We start from the raw sequence: 14,756 nt of genomic DNA, 5'->3' as shown, positions 1-14,756 counted from the left end.
GCTCGACGTCTGAGCAGCGGGGCCTGTGTTCTGCGACAGCTATCCGATGTGCACCGGGGTGTCGCCGACGGGCAGGTCGTCCTTCTTCGCACGGACGAGCACCAACACGACCGGGCACACCAGCGCGACAAGGATCGCGGCCGTTCCGAAGGCCCAGGCATACCCCGATACCTCGGCTGCGAAGGCGTGGTCGATGGTGGCCAGTACGAAGTTGCGGATCGGCTCGGGCAACGCGGCCAGTACCTCGTCGCTGGGGATCTCCTGGCCGGCGAGTGCCTCGGCGGGAACTCCTGCGGGCGGAGTCGGTGCCGGGTTGTCGGCCAGGTACGACGTCTTGGACGAGGTGTACACCGTGGTGAACACCGCTGCGCCGAGAGCGCCGCCGACCTGGAGGGTGGCGTTGATGAGAGCGGATGCGGCACCCGCGTCGTGATCGGGGACGCCGATGAGCGCAACGTTCTGCATCGGAACCATCAGCAGACCCAGACCGAGTCCGAGCAGTACGACGCCGGGGAGGACGTGTGTCCAATACGAGGTGTCGACGCCGATCTGCGTGAGCAGCAGCAGACCGATCGCCGACACGACGGGGCCGACCGCCATCATCGGCTTGGGCCCGATCTTGGGCACGAGCGCCGAGGCGATCGCGGCGGTGATCAGGATTCCGCCGGTCATGGGCAGCGACGCGACGCCGGCGATCACCGGACTCATCTCGAGCACGATCTGGAAGTAGAACGTGAGGTACAACGTGCCACCGAGCAGCGCAGCACCGATGACGGCGGACCCAATGTACGCGGCACCGCGGTCCCGGTCGAGCAGCACGCTCAGCGGAAGCAACGGGTTGTCGGACTTCGACTCAACCACGACGAAGGCAGCGAGAAGAGCGAGGCCGAGGGCGATGAAGGAGATGGTGGGTACCGTCGCCCAGCCGTCCTCGGCTTCGGTGAAGCCGTAGACCAGCGACGCCAGTCCGAGTGCGACGAGGATCGCGCCGGGTAGGTCGTAGCGGGTGTCTCCGTGCGCCTTGCTCTCCTTGACGAGCGGCACCGCAGCGGCGATGGCGATCACGGCCACCGGGATGTTGACGAGCAGGCACCAGCGCCAGTTCGCGTATTCGGTGAGCACTCCGCCGAGAAGCAGGCCGACGGCTGCGCCGCCACCGGCGATCGCGCCGAACACTCCGAACGCCTTGGCGCGTTCCTTGGTGTCGGTGAACGTGACCGTCAGGATGGCCAGTGCAGCCGGGGCGAGCAGTGCGGCGAAGACACCCTGGCCGGCGCGTGCAATGAAGAGCTGCCAGCCCTCTTGAGCCAGTCCACCGATCGCGGAGGCAACGGCGAAGCCGCCCATGCCGACAATGAACGAGCGTTTGCGTCCCCAGTAGTCGGCGATGCGGCCGCCGAGCAGCAGGAGTGCGCCGAACGACAACGCGTAGGCGGTGATGACCCAGGCGCGGCTGCTGTCGCTGATGCCCAGGTCCAGCTGAGCCTGCGGCAGCGCAATGTTGACGATGGTGCCGTCCAGCACGATCGTCAGCTGCGTGATGGCGACGATGCAGAGCACCAGCCATCGGCGCTCGTAGTTCGGATTCAGATCCGGCGCTTCACGCTCGGAGGGCTGCGACATGTTTCTACCCCACTCGTACTCGTTTGATTCTGGGCACGAAAAATGTCCCGATCAGAAAGGTAAGCCACGTGGCACCGAGTGTCAAACGAACTAGTTGGTTGGGGGGTATGGTGGCCGCCATGAAGCCAGACGCCAGCGCGACACGTGCCCGCATCGTCGTCGCCGCCCGTGACGAGTTCTCGGTGCACGGACTGGCCGGGGCTCGCGTCGATCGCATCGCGGTTGCGGCCAAGGCCAGCAAGGAGCGCCTGTACGCGTACTTCGGCGACAAGGAGACCCTGTTCCGAGCTGTGGTCGAGGACGGGTTCGCGCGGTTCATCGACGAAGTCCCCTTCTCCGTCGACGACCTCGGTGGATATGCCGCGCGCGAATACCTGCATCTCGCAGCACATCCCGAGGAACACCGCCTACTTCTGTGGACCCAGCTCCAGGGCGGCATGGCAGCATCGGGCACCGACGACATCCACTCGGTCATCGCACAGCGACGCAGCGCCATGGCCGCTGCTCAACGAGACGGACTGATCTCCGATGCCTTCACCGTGGACGACTTGATCACCATGATCTTCGGCATCACCTCGGCCTGGATGACCACGCCGAAAAGAGCCTGCGAACCCGCCGACGACGCCGAAATTCTGCGCCGGGCGTCGAAAATCGAAGCAGCAGTCCGGCGACTCTGCGCTCCGTAGTCTTTTCTACCGATCTCTAGCGCTACTGCAAGAGTCTCGAAGATTGGGGTAGCTGCCCCGTTCCCCGCACATGCGCGCGCGTTTGTCGGATGCGAGCGAATTCGATACCGATCTCGCAGCTATTCCGAACGCGTCTGACGATTCCGCGCGCCTCTGTCGAGTTCACCGACCCTCTGCACGCTCCACATCCGCGAGAATCGCCGCCTCACGGTCGGCGGAGAGTCCGACAGGCGGCCGGTCGCGTCTCGTGGACGCCTCACCATTCACTGACTGCAGCCAGGTCCACGTGTCTGCGACGGTCTCCTGGATCGGCCGAGCCCGAAGCCCCTCCGCGAAGGCCTTCGACACGTCGGACGCGTGCAGCGAATCATGATCTGCGCCAGGCGGAATCCAGATCGGTAGCTCCGTCCAAGGCTGCACTCCAGCCGCACTGAGGATGTCCGGTTCCACCCAACGCAGGCGAGCATCGGACCGGGTCGCGGCAACACAGGCCTGCAGAACCTCGCGCATCGTTGCATGCCCGGGGCGACTCACCACGTCGTACGCTCCGCCCAGCCCTCGTGCGGCAGCACCCAGACTCCAGCCGACAAGATCGCGCGCGTCGATGTACTGCAGTGCCAGGTCGGCGGGGCCGGGCGCAAGCACATCCCCGGCGCGCTCATTCTGGTCACTCCGCAGGCTCCGCTCCTGCCCAATTCTGTTCAGCCACCATGGAAGTCGACTGATGTTCTCATAGGGCCCGAGGATCAGCCCCGCTCGGACCAGCAGCGCCCGAGCCCCGAATGCCGCGGCAGCGGCCTGCTCACCACCGAGCTTGCATCGCGCATAGTCCTCGCCTGGCCCCTGGACCGTCGGCCAGGTCTCGTTCGCTCCCGCTTCGGGCTCGTCGTACACGGATCGGCTCGAGACGTAGATGTAGCTACCCGCTCGACCGGCGAGCATCGCTGCCGACTGTGCCACTACCCCGGGCTCCCACGACCAAGTGTCGAAGACCATGTCCCAGTTACCTTCTCGAATCGAATCGAGCCCTCCGGACGCGCGCCTGTCTCCCCGGAGTTGCGTGACCCGAGGATCCGACGCGGTCGTGCCGCGATTGAGTACCGTGACGTCCCACTGCAACTCGAGGGCATGCTCGACGGCACTTCGCCCTACGAAGTCACTTCCACCGAGTACCAGTAGCTTCATGCATCCAGTGTGCCGTCGGTCGACCCCTTCGGCACGCAGCTGACAGCAGATATCCGTGCGGTCATAGGCGATCCCTAGGACTGTCTACGGCAGAAGCTAGAGACTCGAATACTCATCTACCGATTCGGTCGATCAGCTTCATGGCGTCGAAGGGTGCGTAACCCTTGACGTCGTTGTCGAAGTACACGTGGACGTCGCGTCCCGCCTCGGTCCAGTCCGAGATCTTCGCCGCCCATCGATCCAGGGCAACATCGGTGTATCCGCTGGCGTACAGCTCCTGGTCGCCGTGCAGGCGGGCGTACATGAATTCGGCTGTCGGAGTGTCGACGTACGGATACTTGCCCGCAGTATCGGCCACGACAAACGCAATCTCGTTCTCTCGAAACAACTCCACCGCCACATCGGTGGCGAAGCTCTGATGTCGAGCTTCCACACAGTGTCGAAGCGGCCGAGACGACGCAGCAGGCAACAACACTCGATCCTCGGCCAACTTGTCGTCGCGAGACTGGGCCAGAGCGACCGCAGCAGAGACCGTCCGAGGCAACATGGCAAAGAACTCCGACATCTTCTGCGCGTCGAACTCGAGGTTCGGTGGCAACTGCCACAGGAACGGTCCGAGCTTGTCGGCCAGCGTCAGCACTCCGGTGGCGAAGAAGTTGGCGAGCGCCGCCTCGACGCCGACGAGCCGCTTGATGTGAGTGACGTAGCGACCGCCTTTGATGGAGAAGACGAAGTCGTCCGGCGTCTCGTCACGCCATTTGGTGAAGCTCGACGGCTTCTGCATCGCATAGAACGTGCCGTTGATCTCGATCGACGTCAGATGTTCCGACGCGTACCCGAGCTCCTTGCGGTGTGTCAAACCTGCCGGATAGAAATCTCCTCGCCACGGCGCGTACGTCCAACCGGAGATGCCGATCAGGACTCTGGGTCGATGCGACGCGGGCATGTGCAGACTGTAGACGGCCGGTACCGTCGTTTCCGTGCGATCCGCCCCACGGCACGTCGACGTGCTGACGTATCTCTTCACGGCCGCATTCGCCTACGGCACGGCAGTTCATCTAGTGCAACTGCTCGGCGGCGGAGGAGATCCGTATCCTGGGGTGCCTGTAGCCATTGCGTGGTTCTTCGTCGCGCTCGTCGTCCTCGATCCGCTGGCGGCGGCCCTCATCTCGAGACGCCGACGGGTCGGCCTGCTCGTCGGCGCAGCAGTGCTGCTTCTCGATGCGGCAGCCAACGCCGTCGTGAACTACCCGCCCCACGATCCGGCGGGCGGTGTGACGGCAGGTCGTATCGGCCAAGCCGTGGTCACTGCCTTGGCGGTGCTCCTGGTGTTCGCAACTCCGCGACTCTGGCGCTGGTATCGGTGAGCCCGGTGTCGACTACGAAGCCGTGCCCGACGGTCGACCGAGGTACTGCAGTACCGCCATCACCCGTCGATGATTCACGTCCGACGGCGGTAGCCCCAGCTTCCCGAAGATATTCCCGACGTGCTTCTCGATTGCTCGTTCCGAAACATGCAGAGCTGCAGCCAAGGCCGAATTCGTCAGCCCTTGCGCCATGAGATCCAACACCTCGCGTTCGCGCACGGTCAACGCATCCAACGTGCTCCGCTTTGCGCTCGATCCCACCCATTGGGCCACCACTTCCGGATCCAATGCTGTTCCGCCGGATGCGACACGGACCAGGGCATCGACGAATTCGCCGACGTCGGCTACGCGGTCCTTCAGCAGATAGCCGACCCCGGAGCTGCTGCCGGACAACAGCTCTGCCGCGTACCGAGTTTCGACCCATTGCGAGAAGACCAGTACGCCGACGTCCGGGTGCCGGCGTCGCAGATGTACGGCCGCAACCAGTCCTTCGTCGGTGAAGCTCGGCGGCATTCGCACGTCGATGATCGCGACGTCGGGCACATACTCGTCCACTGCAGCCACCAGTGCCTCGGCATCGCCTACCGTCGCAGTCACCTCATACCCGCGATCGATCAGCAACTGCGCCAGACCGTCTCGTAGGATCACACTGTCTTCCGCGATCACGATCTTCACGCTCCCGTCCCTCCTGACGTCAAGGGCAGGTGCACCTTCACCACAGTGGGCCCACCCACCGGACTGTCCACATGCAGTGCCCCGTCGACGGATTCGACTCGAGCCTGCAATCCCTTCAGGCCGGTGCCCGCTCCGAGAACCGCACCACCGATTCCGTTGTCACGCAGACTGATCACCACACTCGCTACGTTCGTATGCGCATCGACCCATACCTGCGAAGCATGGGAATGCTTGGCCGCGTTGGTCAACAGCTCGGCCACCGTGAAGTATGCGATGGTCTCGATGCTCTGAGCCGGTCGGTACGGCAACAGCACCGTCAGCTCGACCGCGATCGGGCTGCGCGAACACAGCGTTTGCAGTGCCGCCTCCAATCCGAGATCGAGTGCAGGCGGATGGATTCCGCGCACCACCTCGCGCAGCTCGACCAGCGCATCCTTCGCGGTGCCGTGGGCCGCCGATACCAGTTCCGACGCGTCCTCGCCGCGTGCCAACTTCTCCTCGGCCCGCCCCAGTGCCATGGCCATGGTGACAAGACGAGCCTGGGTGCCGTCGTGCAGATCCCTCTCCACTCGTCGAAGAGTCGCCGTCGAATTGTCGACCACCTCCGCTCGGGACATCTCCAGGTCCGCCACTCGCCGATCCTCGTCCGAGGCACCGAGCAACAACCCGATCAGCGTGCGCTCCACCGCAGCCATCGCTCGAATCGGCCAGGGCGCAATGAGCAGTCCGCCGATGCCCACCACGGCCACGGCCAACATCTGGGGCAGCGTGTCGAAGTAGGTCTGGTCGATCTGGATCAGCGACTGGCGGGCCACCCCGTCGGCGTCGTAGCTGACCGGCTTCACGAGGGCCCACACGACCGGTGATGCGACCAGAAAGGCCGAGATCGCCGCGAACATGAGCACCACGAACACGTTGACCACGGACAGCACCGACTGAATCACGAGAAACAGCACCGCACGCCACCCGACCCGATCGGTCAATCCAGCGGCGACGGAACCGGCGATTCCACGAGGCCGGAACGGTGGAGGCGGAGGCACCGAAGTCGAGAGCATCGTGCCCGACAGCAACCGGTACGCAGCACCCCAACTCCGTGCACCGACGATGACTGCGGCGATCATCGGAATACCGACGAGCACTATCACCAGGGTCAGCCCGAACGCCGCCCCCAGGAACAGATACGCCGCTCCCAGGAATCCCAGCATCGAACTGACCAGCAGACAGCCGGCCTCTCGCCACGTTCGCCTCGCGAACGGTGCCCGCAGAATTGCCGCAACCACGCTGTCCTCCGTGTGTTCGATACGTTCGTCGTAGGTCATTCCTGAAGTCTGTCGATCGAAAGTCCCCGATTCGATGGTGGCAACCCGTGGATTCGCCGGTGTAGCTGGCACCACCATCGCCACCGGACCATAATCGGTTCCTATGCAGTCGGGTGGCCGAGCGGTCGTAGTGACGCTGGTCGCTGCCGGTGTGTGGCTCTTCACGACGCCGCCACTCGATCCCGGAACCGCGGACTTCGTCGCCACGCCTGTACCTGCCGCACCCGTCGTCGAACCGCCACCGCTGTCACTCGACGAGCTTTCTGCTCGCGTCGATCCCACCGTCGTCACCCTCGCGGCATCGGCCGGTTTTTCCGGCGTCGCGGGCACCGGCTTCGTCGTCGCCCCCGACGGAATCGTGCTCACCAACTTCCACGTCGTCGAGAACGCCACCGAGATCAGCGCAGTACACATGGGCAACGGACTGATCTACGACGCCACCGTGCTGGGTTACGACAAGTCCCGTGACGTGGCGGTCGTGCAGTTGATCACCGCGGCCGACCTGCCAGTGGTCGAGCTTGCCCCGGACGCACTTCCCGACGTGGGTGACGCGGTGGTGGCCGTCGGGAATGCCTCGGGCGCAGGGGTATTGGTGCCTGCACCCGGCGCGGTCACGGCTCTCGATCAGCAGGTGCGCACTCGCAGTTCGGTGGACGGTTCGCGAAACACGCTCGACAGGATGATTCGCGTCGACGCCGATGTGCGAGCGGGGGATTCGGGTGGGCCACTGTTCGACGCCTGGGGCCGCGTGGTGGGTGTGAACACCGCAGGGTTGTCCGACGAGGCCCGTAACGGCACCGAGTTCTCACCCCCACAGGCACCCGAGGCGTACGCCGTGCCCATCGCCGAGGCCGTCTCGGTACTCGACCAGGTGCTCGCCGGACAGTCCGGCGGCACCGTACATGTGGGTCCGACGCCGTATTTCGGGGTATCTGTGCGCGATGTGTCGGTCTTCGAGAACAAGCCGGCGATGGGGGCGGCCGTCGTCTCGGTGAACTCCGATTCCCCGGCCGAGATTCTCGGCTTGGCCGCGGGAGACATCATCGTCTCGCTCGACGGAACGGACGTGAAGTCCTCGTCGGATCTGTCGGAGGCGCTCATCGGCCGCATCCCTGGCGATTCCGCCGTCGTCGAATGGGTGGACGATGCGGGTGTCACCGGTTCCGGCACAGTCACTCTCGCCCAGGGAACCCCGACAGCTTGAGGGTCATCAGCCCTGCAGCACCGACAACACATTGCCCGCCGGGTCCGTGAACCAGGCGATCAGCGGCCCACCATGTCGGAAGATCCCCTTCTCGTCGGTCCCCATGGCAGGAGTGGAGCCTGCGGAACGACCCTGTATGTCTGGATATTGTTGGAAAGCAACCCCTTTCGCGATCAGCGCATCGACCGCGGCCTCGATGTCGACCACCGGGAAATTGAGGATGGTGTATTGCGCCGGCACGTGGCCAGGCCGGGAATAGACCAGCACCGTCGCTGCTCCCAGGTGCAGTTCGAGCATGCCCATCTCGTTCTCGGTGACCGTCAGTCCGAGAGTGTCGCTGTAGAACGTGCGCGCCGCCTGCAGGTCGTCGACGCCGAATCCGGAGAACGGCTGCCTGCTCAATTCCAAGGATGTCATCGTCGAATTATCGCGCTCTCACGCGTGCCGTGGGCCGATATCCGAGTAGCGTGGATCTCGTGACTATTCGCCTCGGTTACCAGATGCCCAACTTCAGCTACGACGGTTCGGTTACAGAGCTCTTTCCCCAGGTCATCGCGCAGGCGCGCGAGGCCGAAGCGGCCGGGTTCGACACCGCATTCGTGATGGATCACTTCTACCAACTCCCCGGAATCGGCAAGCCCGACGAGCCGATGCTCGAGGCTTACTCCGCGCTGTCCGCCCTCGCGACGGCCACCGACACCATCCAGCTCTCCGCCTTGGTCACCGGCAACACCTATCGCAATCCGGCGATTCTGGCCAAGACCGTCACCACACTGGATGTCGTGAGCGGCGGTCGCGCGATCCTCGGCATCGGTGCCGGCTGGTACGAGCTGGAACACCAGAGCTTCGGGCTCGAGTTCGGCACCTTCACCGACCGCTTCGAGCGACTCGACGAGGCCCTGCAGATCATCGAGCCGATGCTCCGCGGCCAGCGCCCCACGTTCGATGGCCTCTGGTACCAGGTCGAGGACGCAATCAACGAGCCGCGCATCCGCGACGATCTGCCGATCATGCTCGGGGGCGGCGGTGAGAAGAAGACGTTCGGACTGGCTGCGCAGTTCGCCGATCATCTCAACATCATCTGCGACGCAAACGAATTGCCGCGCAAGATGGCCGCCGTTCAGGCTCGGTGCGAGGAGGTCGACCGCGACCCGAAGGACCTCGAAACGAGCTTCCTCGCGTTCGTCATCATCGACGAGGACGGCGACAAGGCCAAGGAGTTGCAGCGCGAGTTCGTGCTGAAGCAGGGCCTCGATCTGACGAACCTGTCCGAGGAGGACGCCGCGAAGGCCACCGACCGCCACTTCTGCGGAACCCCCGACGATGTCGCCGAACAGGTGCAGAAGCGTGTCCTCGATCAGGGCATCGACGGCGTCATCATCAACCTGATCACCAACGGACACCAGCCGGGAGCCGTCGAGCTGGCAGGTAAGACCCTGAAGCCGCTCGTCTAGATATTTTCTCCAGCAGTAGCCGCGGGGGCGCGTGCAGTGGCATAGTTCCCCCGTGGCTCAGCTGAGGATGAACGGGCACCGTGTCTTGGTCGCCGACCTGACCGGCGATTCCCTGCGCGCGATGTCGGGTTCCATGGTGGCGTACGAGGGCGACGTCGCCTTCAAGAACGCTGGAATGGGAGGCGGCGGCGGGTTCCGCGCCGCCCTGAAACAGAAGGTGACCGGCGAGTCGCTGTCGCTGATGGACGTGTCCGGTAAGGGCACCGTCTACTTCGCCGTCGACGCTCAGGACATCACTCTCGTCGAGGTCCAGGGCGACAACCTGCACGTGGAGTCGTCCCAATTGCTGGCTCTCACAGGGCAATTGAAGACCGACGTCAAGTTCTCCGGCCTCCGGGGCGCAACCTCGGGCCAAGGTTTGTTCACCACGGTCGTCAGCGGATCGGGCACCGTCGCACTGTTGTCGAAGGGTGGGCCGATCATCGCCCTCGCCGTCGATCCCCAGTACCCACTCGTCGTCGATCCCGACGCGTTCGTCGCCCATCGCGGCCAACTGAACCAGAGCTTCGTCACCGACGTCACCTGGCGCTCCGCCATCGGCGGCGGCAGCGGCGAGGCGTTCTCCCTCCGCTTCGACGGCCAGGGCGTCGTCTACATCCAACCCGAGGAGCGCTGACGTGCCACTCGAACTCGTCAACAGCAAAGTCGTGAAATCCTTTCTGGCACCGAATCAGAACGTACTCGCGCGCCGCGGATCGATGCTCTACTACACCGGCGACGTCCGGTTCGTTCCGCACTCGATGGGCGGTTCGGCCGGTGCCATGCCGGGCATGGGCGGCATGGCGGGGATGGCAGGCCGGATGATGGCAGGCGAGCACGTGGCGATGATGGCCGCAGAGGGTCAGGGCGAGGTCTTCTACGGTCACGCCGGGCTCTACATCGAGGTCATCCATCTCGACGGGTCCTCGATGCTCACCGTCGAAGCCGATCGACTTCTGGTGCACGACGGCTACCTCCAGAGTTCCATCGTCGCGTTGACCTCTCAGGGCGGTGTTCGCGGTGCAGTGCGCGGTGCGATGACCGGGCAGGGTCTGTTCACGACGCAACTCACCGGCCAGGGCAGCGTTGCGGTTCTCTCGCACGGCGGCGCAACTCCACTGCAGGTCGGGCCCAACAACCCCATGGTCGTGGTCGATCCGCAGGCGTACGTCTGCCACATCGGCAACATCAACGTCGACATCTCCGCGAACGTCGGGTGGCGGGACGCCGTCGGCAAGGGCAGCGGTGAGGCGATCCAGCTGAAGATGACCGGTATGGGCACCGTGTGGGTGCAGGCGTCCGAGCAGAAGTTCTGAGGAGCAATCTCATGGGTCTCGAAATCCACACCCCCTACACGCTGCCGGTCAACGACAACGTCCCCGGCAACGACTACGCGTTCTGCGTCGAACTCGCAGGCCAGCCGTGGTTCACTTCGAAGGGCGCGATGATCGCGTACTACGGCAACGTTCGCTTCGAGCCGCTCGGGCAAACGTCGATGCCCGCCATCGTCGCGGCGCGGTTCTCGTCTCCGCTCTACTCGAACGACTGGGTACTGGCGCAGGGCCAGGGCAAGTTGATCCTCGGCGATCGCGGATTCAACATCAACAGCTACGACCTCGACGACGGCAATCTGACGATCCGGGCCGCGAATCTGCTCGCGTTCGAGCCGACTCTGGATCTCAAGCAGTCGATCGTCCCGGGATTTCTCACTCTGCTCGGTACCGGCAAGTTCCTGGCCTCGTCCAACGGCACCGTCATGTTTGCCGAGCCGCCGCTGCGCATCGACCCGGAAGCGCTTGTGGGATGGGCAGATTGCCCGTCACCCTCGCATCACTTCGACGCCGACTGGATGCAGAACTTCCTCGGCGCGGCGCGCGGATTTCTCGGTGCCAACAGCGGCGAGGAGCGGCAGTTCGACTTCACCGGTGCCGGCACAGTGCTGATCCAGTCGAGCGAGAAGGTTCTCAACGATTCACATCTGTTGCGGTACGTCGAGTCGCAGACGGTCTCGCTCGGCCAGAACTCCTTGAGATCCCTGCACAACTCCATCGGGGCACGACTACAGCAGGGCGGCGCGTAGCACCCCGACGACGCCGGTGGGGTTGTCGGCCATCATGACGTGGCCGGCGTCGTCGATGCGAACCACTACCACTCCAGCAGCGGCCAGTTCGGCCTCCTTGGCCGGCGCACCGGTGCGATCTCCGTAGGCGAATACCCTTGGGACAGAGACCGACTCGAGCATGGACTGAACCGGCGGCTCCGGCCCGACGCACAGTCCGACCGCAGTGCGATGAAGAGCGATCGGATCGGCAACGCGCAGGGTGGACGCCCATTCCGGATCGGCGTCGGCAATCAACCGGTCGATACCTGTGTCGACGAACTCGGCCTCCGACTGCCGGGCAATCTCGACGCTGGCGGTGCCGTCCCACGGCAGCAGGTTGGGTTCGAGCACGATCAGCCGCCCCACCAGATCCGGCCGGCGATAGGCGAGCACGGTCGCGATCGATCCACCCAGACTGTGGCCGACGAGGTCGACCGAAGTCAGATTCCGCCCATCGAGCAGGTCCGCGACGGCAGCAGCGTGGTCGTCGAGCGAGTAGGCGAAATCGAGCGGCCGATCGCTGAATCCGAATCCGAGCAGATCCGGCAGTAGGCGCTCTCGACCGTCGAACGCTGGATCCACGGCGATGGAACCGAACGCCGGGACGCCCGCGGAGCCGAGCCCGTGCAGGAACACCATGGCCGGATCGGTGTTGCCCGGCACGGTGAACGTACGGACGCTCGGCGGCTGTTCGGAGAAAACGCGCATACTGGAGTATCACCTGAGGAGGTACAGCCATGGCCAACCAAGGACCCTTCGGATTCGGATCCGACGACTTCGACAAGTTCGCCCGAGAGGCAACCGAGGGGCTGCGCGAGGTGGTCGGCTCGCTGTTCGCCTCCAACGTCGGGGCACCCAAAGCCCCGCCGGAGCCCGAAACCACAGGTCAGAAAGGTGACGGAGTCTGGGCGATCTACAGCGTCGACGACGCTGGATCACCCCAGATCGACCAGCTCTACGCCACCGAACTCGATGCCCTCCGTGCACACAAGGACAACACCGACCCGCGTCGACGCGTCCGGTTTCTGCCCTACGGCGTGAGCGTCAGCGTTCTGGAGGACTGAATCGGGTGCAGCTGACCGCGCCCAGCGCGGCTGACTGCACCCGATTCTGGACGTCGGTACCTTTGATCCTCATGACCACACAGCAGGAGTCCATCTCGATTCCACTGGGACAAGCCGTGTTCGTACAGGCACTTCGCTACACGGCGTTGTTCGACCAGAAACCGTTTGCCGAGGCACTGTTGATCTACACCGACAACGGCGCATACAAGATCATGTCTCCGGGAGAGGATCACTACGGAAGCTACGTCTCGTACACCGACGTCTCGGCCAACCCGCAACACGTGATCTTTCTGTCGTGGCCGTCGGAGGATTGGGGCCGCAACGTCGCTTCTCACACGTTGACGTTCAATCCCGATTCCGCGGCGTTCACCCAGGTGCTGATACTGCCCGGCAAACCTGTGCCGCGCTCCCAGTACGGTTACGCGCTGCCGACTCCCGATCCACAGAGCGTGGATATGACGGCATCCTGGGATCAGGTCCGCGACACGTACGCCGAGACCTTCGAGGAGCTACGCGCACTCGCGACGTAACCTACCGGCGGGATGCTTCCACCGCATCGGCCGCCTGGTCGACGCCACCGTGTGCCCGCACCTCTGCACTGATCGCCGTTGCGCGCGGTGCGAATTCGCGAGCCTCGGCAACGGCGTCGGCCAGGGTCGCGGCCGTGACACTCTCGAACTCCAGATGCACTCCCACCCCGAGTTCGGCGAGCATCGCGGCGTTGCCGAACTGATCGACCGCCTGCGGGATGGCCACGGTCGGGACGCCGAACCACAACGCCTCGGTGCACCCGCCCATCCCGGCGTGGGTGATGAACACCGTGGCCGCATCGAGCACTGCCAATTGTGGAACATGTTCGTGTACTTCGATATTCGCGGGCAGCTCGCCGAGCACGGCCGAGTCGACGCGGCGGCCGATGGAGATCACCACGTGCCAGTCCGTGTTCGCGAAGGTCTCGATGCACAGCCGGTAGAATTCCGGCCTCTCGTTGTAGCCGGTACCGAAGGAGATGTACAGGATCGGCCCGTCGGGTGCCGTCCAGCTGCGGTCGTCGAGCCGTGCCGGATCGAGGCACGGGCCGACGAACTGCACCGAGCTCGGGACTCGATCGGCGTTCGGTTGCATCACCCGCGGAATCAGCGACAGGCAGTGCGCCGGATACGTGATCCACTGCCACGGATCGGCGTCGATGTCGTTCTCTCGCAACCAGGTTGCATAGGTATCGCGATAAGCAACGCCGGTCGGCGACTCTCGGATGGAGGACATCCCATCACCGAGGTCCTCGGCGTATCCGTCCCAGGCCACGTACGTCGGCGACAGTTGCACCGCAGGAACCCCGTAGCGCACTCCGAGGACCGGTGCCGTCATGCCGCCGATGTCGTACAGGAACAGGTCCGGCTGATCGTCGTCGTAGAACGCGGTGAGCACGGGGTACGACGCGATGGCCTCGTCGAGGAACACCTGCATCGCCGACGCCGGGTCGTCCGGCCACGACCCCTCTCCGTCGGGAAGTATCGAGGCGAACGGCACCACCTCGACGCCTGCTGGTTCGACGACGTGTCGCAGAGAATCACCGACGGCATAGGTGACGCGATGTCCTCGCCGGACCAACTCGGCAATCACGGCCAGCGATGGATAGATGTGGCTGGGGGCCGTGGTGCCGATCATGGCGATGTGCATGGTTCCCACCGTAGAGCGCATCGCGCAGTGCGAGCTAGCGAATTTCGTTGGCGATCAGATCCAGCAAGCCGGGAAATCGCTCGTTCAGCTCCTGCCGTCGCAGCGTCACTTTGCGACTGTTCCCACGGTCGACCTGGAACACCAGACCTGCCTCGCGCAGCACTCGAAAGTGGTGCGTCAGAGTCGATTTGGTGACACCGAGTTCGAACGACATGCAGGTTCGTTCGGCACCGTCGTCGTCGCCGACCAGTTCGGTGACCACCTTGCGGCGCAGCGGATCCGCCAGGGCGGACATCACCGCACCGAGTTGCATTTCTTCGGGCTCCGGATGCCCGTTCTCGTCTGCCATGAGCTCCTCC

At 64.4% G+C, this 14,756-nt stretch carries 18 protein-coding genes; 9 read left to right on the top strand and 9 right to left on the bottom strand.

The window, feature by feature from the left end; all coding sequences use genetic code 11:
- Nucleotides 1-39: 39 nt before the first annotated feature.
- Nucleotides 40-1,623 carry an MFS transporter gene (locus tag CH275_RS08970; RefSeq protein ID WP_094677129.1) on the bottom strand — a complete coding sequence of 528 codons (1,584 nt, stop codon included), beginning with the start codon at nt 1,621-1,623 and terminating at the stop codon, nt 40-42.
- Nucleotides 1,624-1,742: 119 nt separating this feature from the next.
- Between CH275_RS08970 and CH275_RS08965 the strand changes: the two genes are divergently transcribed.
- Entirely contained in the window at nt 1,743-2,309 is a 567-nt protein-coding gene (locus CH275_RS08965; RefSeq protein ID WP_179276049.1) for a TetR family transcriptional regulator, read from the top strand.
- 162 nt (nt 2,310-2,471) lie between these two features.
- On the opposite strand, the gene CH275_RS08960 is transcribed toward CH275_RS08965, so the two are convergent.
- Both CH275_RS08960 and CH275_RS08955 read right to left on the bottom strand, forming a co-directional pair.
- Nucleotides 2,472-3,494 (bottom strand): NAD-dependent epimerase/dehydratase family protein, encoded by a 1,023-nt coding sequence (locus tag CH275_RS08960; RefSeq protein ID WP_094677125.1) that lies wholly within the window; start codon nt 3,492-3,494, stop codon nt 2,472-2,474.
- Nucleotides 3,495-3,606: 112 nt separating this feature from the next.
- Entirely contained in the window at nt 3,607-4,440 is an 834-nt protein-coding gene (locus tag CH275_RS08955) for a DUF72 domain-containing protein (RefSeq protein ID WP_094677123.1), read from the bottom strand.
- 34 nt (nt 4,441-4,474) lie between these two features.
- Between CH275_RS08955 and CH275_RS08950 the strand changes: the two genes are divergently transcribed.
- Nucleotides 4,475-4,861: a hypothetical protein gene (locus CH275_RS08950; RefSeq protein WP_143546715.1), complete on the top strand. Its 387-nt coding sequence runs from the start codon at nt 4,475-4,477 to the stop codon at nt 4,859-4,861.
- Between the two features lie 12 nt (nt 4,862-4,873).
- On the opposite strand, the gene CH275_RS08945 is transcribed toward CH275_RS08950, so the two are convergent.
- Both CH275_RS08945 and CH275_RS08940 read right to left on the bottom strand, forming a co-directional pair.
- Entirely contained in the window at nt 4,874-5,536 is a 663-nt protein-coding gene (locus CH275_RS08945; protein WP_094677119.1) for a response regulator transcription factor, read from the bottom strand.
- Nucleotides 5,533-6,855: a sensor histidine kinase gene (locus tag CH275_RS08940; RefSeq protein WP_256990930.1), complete on the bottom strand. Its 1,323-nt coding sequence runs from the start codon at nt 6,853-6,855 to the stop codon at nt 5,533-5,535. Before CH275_RS08940 ends, CH275_RS08945 begins: the two co-directional genes overlap by 4 nt.
- A gap of 103 nt (nt 6,856-6,958) precedes the next feature.
- On the opposite strand from CH275_RS08940, the gene CH275_RS08935 reads away from it, so the two are divergent.
- Nucleotides 6,959-8,059 (top strand): S1C family serine protease, encoded by a 1,101-nt coding sequence (locus CH275_RS08935; protein WP_094677115.1) that lies wholly within the window; start codon nt 6,959-6,961, stop codon nt 8,057-8,059.
- 6 nt (nt 8,060-8,065) lie between these two features.
- Here CH275_RS08935 and CH275_RS08930 read toward each other — a convergent pair whose 3' ends face one another.
- A complete protein-coding gene (locus tag CH275_RS08930; RefSeq protein ID WP_094677113.1) occupies nt 8,066-8,476 on the bottom strand; it encodes a VOC family protein in 411 nt (136 codons plus the stop codon).
- Nucleotides 8,477-8,535: 59 nt separating this feature from the next.
- Here CH275_RS08930 and CH275_RS08925 point away from each other — a divergent pair, with 59 nt between their 5' ends.
- The 4 genes from CH275_RS08925 (at nt 8,536) to CH275_RS08910 (ending at nt 11,632) form a co-directional block, all read left to right on the top strand.
- Entirely contained in the window at nt 8,536-9,513 is a 978-nt protein-coding gene (locus CH275_RS08925; protein WP_179276048.1) for an LLM class F420-dependent oxidoreductase, read from the top strand.
- Nucleotides 9,514-9,580: 67 nt separating this feature from the next.
- Nucleotides 9,581-10,189 carry an AIM24 family protein gene (locus CH275_RS08920; RefSeq protein ID WP_094677111.1) on the top strand — a complete coding sequence of 203 codons (609 nt, stop codon included), beginning with the start codon at nt 9,581-9,583 and terminating at the stop codon, nt 10,187-10,189.
- A gap of 1 nt (nt 10,190) precedes the next feature.
- A complete protein-coding gene (locus CH275_RS08915; RefSeq protein ID WP_094677109.1) occupies nt 10,191-10,868 on the top strand; it encodes an AIM24 family protein in 678 nt (225 codons plus the stop codon).
- A gap of 11 nt (nt 10,869-10,879) precedes the next feature.
- Nucleotides 10,880-11,632, top strand: coding sequence for an AIM24 family protein (locus CH275_RS08910; RefSeq protein ID WP_094611539.1), 753 nt, complete (start codon nt 10,880-10,882; stop codon nt 11,630-11,632).
- Here the strand turns inward: CH275_RS08910 and CH275_RS08905 are convergent.
- Nucleotides 11,612-12,361 carry an alpha/beta fold hydrolase gene (locus CH275_RS08905; protein ID WP_094677107.1) on the bottom strand — a complete coding sequence of 250 codons (750 nt, stop codon included), beginning with the start codon at nt 12,359-12,361 and terminating at the stop codon, nt 11,612-11,614. The two genes, CH275_RS08910 and CH275_RS08905, sit on opposite strands and share 21 nt — an antisense overlap.
- Before the next feature lie 29 nt (nt 12,362-12,390).
- On the opposite strand from CH275_RS08905, the gene CH275_RS08900 reads away from it, so the two are divergent.
- Both CH275_RS08900 and CH275_RS08895 read left to right on the top strand, forming a co-directional pair.
- Nucleotides 12,391-12,717 (top strand): hypothetical protein, encoded by a 327-nt coding sequence (locus CH275_RS08900; protein WP_032378612.1) that lies wholly within the window; start codon nt 12,391-12,393, stop codon nt 12,715-12,717.
- Between the two features lie 71 nt (nt 12,718-12,788).
- Nucleotides 12,789-13,247, top strand: a complete 459-nt coding sequence (locus CH275_RS08895) for a hypothetical protein (protein ID WP_094677105.1) — start codon at nt 12,789-12,791, stop codon at nt 13,245-13,247.
- A 1-nt stretch (nt 13,248) separates the two neighbouring features.
- Here the strand turns inward: CH275_RS08895 and CH275_RS08890 are convergent, their stop codons facing one another.
- A complete protein-coding gene (locus CH275_RS08890) occupies nt 13,249-14,397 on the bottom strand; it encodes a macrolide family glycosyltransferase (protein WP_094677385.1) in 1,149 nt (382 codons plus the stop codon).
- A gap of 34 nt (nt 14,398-14,431) precedes the next feature.
- Entirely contained in the window at nt 14,432-14,746 is a 315-nt protein-coding gene (locus CH275_RS08885; protein ID WP_037172398.1) for an ArsR/SmtB family transcription factor, read from the bottom strand.
- Nucleotides 14,747-14,756 lie beyond the last annotated feature (10 nt).

The organism is Rhodococcus sp. 06-235-1A (genome assembly GCF_002258785.1).
Lineage (GTDB): Bacteria > Actinomycetota > Actinomycetes > Mycobacteriales > Mycobacteriaceae > Rhodococcoides.
Note: the sequence above shows the minus strand (reverse complement) of the source record. Positions and strands in the feature narration are given on the sequence as shown.

Excerpts from the sequence above, each read along its gene's own strand:
- CH275_RS08970 (WP_094677129.1), bottom strand. The coding sequence starts at position 1,623 with ATGTCGCAGCCCTCCGAGCGTGAAGCGCCGGATCTGAATCCGAACTAC.
- CH275_RS08965 (WP_179276049.1), top strand. The coding sequence starts at position 1,743 with ATGAAGCCAGACGCCAGCGCGACACGTGCCCGCATCGTCGTCGCCGCC.
- CH275_RS08960 (WP_094677125.1), bottom strand. The coding sequence starts at position 3,494 with ATGAAGCTACTGGTACTCGGTGGAAGTGACTTCGTAGGGCGAAGTGCC.
- CH275_RS08955 (WP_094677123.1), bottom strand. The coding sequence starts at position 4,440 with ATGCCCGCGTCGCATCGACCCAGAGTCCTGATCGGCATCTCCGGTTGG.
- CH275_RS08940 (WP_256990930.1), bottom strand. The coding sequence starts at position 6,855 with ATGACCTACGACGAACGTATCGAACACACGGAGGACAGCGTGGTTGCG.
- CH275_RS08935 (WP_094677115.1), top strand. The coding sequence starts at position 6,959 with ATGCAGTCGGGTGGCCGAGCGGTCGTAGTGACGCTGGTCGCTGCCGGT.
- CH275_RS08930 (WP_094677113.1), bottom strand. The coding sequence starts at position 8,476 with ATGACATCCTTGGAATTGAGCAGGCAGCCGTTCTCCGGATTCGGCGTC.
- CH275_RS08920 (WP_094677111.1), top strand. The coding sequence starts at position 9,581 with ATGAACGGGCACCGTGTCTTGGTCGCCGACCTGACCGGCGATTCCCTG.
- CH275_RS08910 (WP_094611539.1), top strand. The coding sequence starts at position 10,880 with ATGGGTCTCGAAATCCACACCCCCTACACGCTGCCGGTCAACGACAAC.
- CH275_RS08905 (WP_094677107.1), bottom strand. The coding sequence starts at position 12,361 with ATGCGCGTTTTCTCCGAACAGCCGCCGAGCGTCCGTACGTTCACCGTG.
- CH275_RS08900 (WP_032378612.1), top strand. The coding sequence starts at position 12,391 with ATGGCCAACCAAGGACCCTTCGGATTCGGATCCGACGACTTCGACAAG.
- CH275_RS08895 (WP_094677105.1), top strand. The coding sequence starts at position 12,789 with ATGACCACACAGCAGGAGTCCATCTCGATTCCACTGGGACAAGCCGTG.
- CH275_RS08890 (WP_094677385.1), bottom strand. The coding sequence starts at position 14,397 with ATGCACATCGCCATGATCGGCACCACGGCCCCCAGCCACATCTATCCA.
- CH275_RS08885 (WP_037172398.1), bottom strand. The coding sequence starts at position 14,746 with ATGGCAGACGAGAACGGGCATCCGGAGCCCGAAGAAATGCAACTCGGT.